This is a genomic window from Clostridia bacterium, assembly GCA_019683875.1.
Lineage (GTDB): Bacteria > Bacillota > Sulfobacillia > RBS10-35 > Bu92 > Bu92.
The window spans coordinates 1-3,776 of the sequence record JADGHN010000141.1 but is presented as its reverse complement, the minus strand read 5'-3'; the positions used below and the strand labels follow the sequence as shown (position 1 = coordinate 3,776).

At 72.3% G+C, this 3,776-nt stretch carries 3 protein-coding genes; all 3 read right to left on the bottom strand.

Annotated features, from left to right (window positions below; genetic code table 11):
• The coding region (gene asnB, locus IRZ18_08940) for an asparagine synthase B (GenBank protein ID MBX5477229.1) at positions 1-1,484 on the bottom strand (1,484 nt) is incomplete at its 3' end.
• A gap of 13 nt (positions 1,485-1,497) precedes the next feature.
• Entirely contained in the window at positions 1,498-3,171 is a 1,674-nt protein-coding gene (locus tag IRZ18_08935) for a cobalamin B12-binding domain-containing protein (protein MBX5477228.1), read from the bottom strand.
• Positions 3,168-3,776, bottom strand: a 609-nt coding sequence (locus IRZ18_08930) for an NAD/NADP octopine/nopaline dehydrogenase family protein (GenBank protein ID MBX5477227.1), incomplete at its 5' end; no start/stop codon positions are given. The genes IRZ18_08930 and IRZ18_08935, both read right to left, overlap by 4 nt.

Here is a 3,776-nt window from a genome sequence, read left to right as displayed (position 1 = left end):
GCGGCCGCCTCCTCCGGGAGCGCCTCGAGGAACAGCCGGTAGTAGAGAAGCTCCTCCTTCGACGCGAAGGGCGAGCCGTCCGGCCGCCGAGCGCGGCGGAAGTCGGCGTCCGTCACCGCGCTCTCCGCGTGGGCGCGCAAGACCTCGGCCGTCCCCGTGCCCTGGGAGAACTTGGCCTTGGGCCGCGCGATCACGTCCTCAGGGACGAGGCCGCGCGCCGCGGCCCGCAAGACGCGCTTGCCGGGACCCGTCGCCGGCCGCTTGAAGGACCAGGGCAGGCGGAAGGCGAGGTCCACGAGGCGCGTGTCGAGGAAGGGCTCCCGCGCTTCCAGCCCGTGCGCCATGCTCATGCGGTCCGCGCGCTGCAGGTTGGTCCAGTGCAGGTTGGCCGTGATGGCGGCGAGTTCCTCGTCGAGCGCGCGACCGGCGAGGCCGGCGAGGTAGTCGTAGCCGGCGAAGAGCTCGTCGGCGCCTTCGCCGGTGAGGACGACCTTCACGCGCTCCCGCGCGAGCCGCGCGACGAACCACATCGGGACGGCGCTGCGCACGAGCGCCGGGTCGAACGACTCCAACGCGCGGACCACGGCCGGGAGCGCGCGGACGACGTCGGCGGCGGTGTAGACCGCGGCGTGGTGCGTCGTGCCGATGCGCCGCGCCGCGTCTTCCGCGTAGGCGAGATCGGGGCTGCCTTCGAGCCCCGTCGCGAAGGAGTGCAGCACGCCGTCGCGCATGCGGCGGGCCAGCGCCGCCACGAGGGTGGAATCGAGCCCGCCCGAAAGCAGCACGCCGACCGGAACGTCGGCCACGAGGCGATCGTGCACGGCGCCGGCCAGCGTGGCGCGAACCTCGTCGACCGCCTGCTCCCAGGGCACGCTGTCCCACCGGCCCACCTCGGGGAGCGCGTAGTAGGGACGCGTGGGAAGGGGCCGGTCGGGAAGGGCGGCGCGCTCAAGCAGCGCGCAGTGCCCGGGCGGGAAGACGTGCATGCGGCGCGTCACGCGCGCCAGCGCCTTCATCTCCGACGCGAAGAAGAGGCGGCCGCGCGACCAGCCGTAGTAGAGCGGCTTCACGCCGAGCGGGTCGCGCGCCAGGAGCAACCTCCGGCCGTCCGACACGGCGAAGGCGAACATGCCGCGCAGGCGGGGGAGGAACGCGGGGCCGTGGTCTTCGAAGAGGTGCACGAGCACTTCCGTGTCCGCGCGCGTGCGGAAACGATGGCCGGCCGCCTCAAGCCCGCGACGCAGCTCCGCGTGGTTGTAGATCTCCCCGTTCAGCACGACCTGCAGGCGCCCATCCTCGTTGCCGAGCGGCTGGCGACCGGATGCCACGTCGATGATGCTCAGCCGCGTGTGGCCCAGGGCCACGGCCTCGCCGGTCCAGATGCCGCGATCGTCCGGGCCCCGGTGTGACAGGGCGCGCAGCATCTCGCCGAGGGCGCGGACGCTGTCCGCGTCCGCGCCCCACACGCCTGCAATCCCGCACATGGCCGGCGCCCCCTTACACCGCCGAGGCCCACGCGCGCCCGGTCCGCACCCGGTCCAGGATGCGGCGCACCCGTTCGGCCTCGCTCAGCACGCGGCCGGTGTCCGGGTCCACGGCGCGGCAGGCGCCGCCGACGATCTTCACGCGGACTTCCCCGCGCGCTTCGGGGTTGTTCCGCAGGTGGGCGGCGTCGATCAGCCCGACGTTCACGGCCTTCGCGATGGTCGCCGGGTCCGACCACGGGTCGGCGACGCCCGGCTCCGCGATCTCGCGAATGGCGTTCAGGAGAAGGCGCGCCTCCTCGACGAGTTCCTCCTTGCGCGCCTGCACCTCCGGGTCGCGGAGCATGTCGGGCTGGCCGTAGAGCGCGTTCTTGATCGCGCCCCGCGCGATCTTGACGGCCTCCTCCACGTCCTCCGGAGTGGCCGCGTGATCCGCCTCCACGTGCGCCACCACGTGCACGATGTGCGGGCGCAGCGCCATCTGCAGAAACACGGACGACGCCAGGTGGCCCTTCGCGAGGTCGAGGTCCGCCGGCAGGCTGGAGAGCCCCGTGCGCGTCTCCCGGAACACGGTGAAGGTCTCGTCCTGAAGGCCCTCGATCAGCTCGATCTTGGCCAGCATCTTGGCCAGGTCCATCTTGAACGACGTGCCCGGCGGCGTGTTGAACATGTACTGCGCGACGTAATGCCGCACGCCGCACGCCTTCGGGTTGTACGCGGCGAGGAAGGCCATGGCCACGGCCACGCTGTCCGGCGCGTCGCGCAGGCTCCAGTGGTGCGACTCGTTCATCTCCACGGGCACGTCGTGCGCGGCGAGGAAGCGCATCGTCTCCTGCGCCTCGCGGATGTGCTCCGCAAGCGGCACCTGGCTGCGGCCGTCCAGCCGGCTGTACCAGGTCAGGGGAATGGCGCCCCAGGCCAGGCGGATCGTCTCGATCAGGACCTCGGCCATCTTGAGCATGTCGCGCGTGCCGCTGTAGGACCGCATGAGCGGGTGGTTGCCGCGGCGCGAGGCCAGGTACAGCTGGCGGAACTGCTCCGGCGTGCGCACGGGCACGCCGCCGGCCCCGTGCTGGAGCGGATCCATCTCGTCGGGCCGGAAGAAGTGCTCCTGCGTGTTCTGGTCCACGCCCAGCGAGATGACGTCGAGCACCTTGCGCTCCGCAAGCTGCCGCACCCCTTCGAGCGTCTTCTCGAAGGACGGCTCCCCGTAGTGGTGCCGGATCAGCGGGTAGGGGTACTGCTGCGCGATGCGGTCGACAAGACGGTCGGGATAGACGGCCGCTTCCTCGTCGCCCGCGCGCCCGCGCAGCCGCGCGATCACGGCGTGGTCGCCCTCGCGGCCGTCGAAGACCGCCTCGAAGAAGCCGAGGGAGCGAACGCGCTCCGCCACTGGAGGTGTGCCGCCGAACCAGTACCGCAGGCTCTCCAGGCCGCGCGCCTTGACGAGCTCGATGAAGCGTCGCACGACGCGCTCGCCGGCCTCCGGCGTGAGGCGGTAGCTGACGCCGACGATATCCGGCCGCTCCTCGACGATCTTCCGCACGACGTCCTCCGGGTCGACCGCCGGGCCGAGGAACACCGTGCCGTACCCGACTTCCTCGGCCAGGTGGCAGAACTTCGCGATGCCCGCGACGTGGACGCAGTCGCCGATCGCGGCGGCGAGCAGTTTCGGTCGACGGTTCATGCGCACCAGCTCCCTTCCCTGACGAAGCGGCGGACCTCCGCCACGCTCCTGCCTTCCAGGCCGAGGCGGCGCAACGTGCGGCCGCGCGCGCGGTAGTCGACGCCGCTCACCGCCGAGGCCAGGGCGACGACGGCGTCGATCGTCGGCGTCGGCACGCCTGCGGCGCGACCGAGCTCGCTGATCGGCACGAGCCCGGCCGGCACGTCCTCGTACAGGTAGCGGCAGTCGACCGACGACGGCGCCATGAGCCCGGCGTAAGCGGGGTTCGCGTGAATCGCGTCCATCAGCCGGTCGGCGCGGACGCCGTAGCTACGCTCAAGCCACTCCAGCGCCGACGGCACTCGCACCCGCCATGCGCGGGCGACGGCCAGGCGTTCCGCGTCGAGGGCTTCCAGCGCCCTGGCGACGGACGGCGTGATCGCGCCGCGGTAATGTTCGAACGGCTCCCCGGCCTCGACCCGGCCGAGATTCAGGAGCAGCGGGGCCGGGTGGAACACGGCGCCGATGTTGTCCAGGCTCGTGGTCAGGACGTCGGGCGCGGGCACGAATTGCGGAAACGCGACGCGCAGCCGCTCGACCACCCACGCCGTGCGTCGCGCCGGCAG

Bases quoted from the DNA above. Each gene is read 5' to 3' on its own strand.
- IRZ18_08935 (MBX5477228.1), bottom strand. From the start codon at position 3,171: ATGAACCGTCGACCGAAACTGCTCGCCGCCGCGATCGGCGACTGCGTC.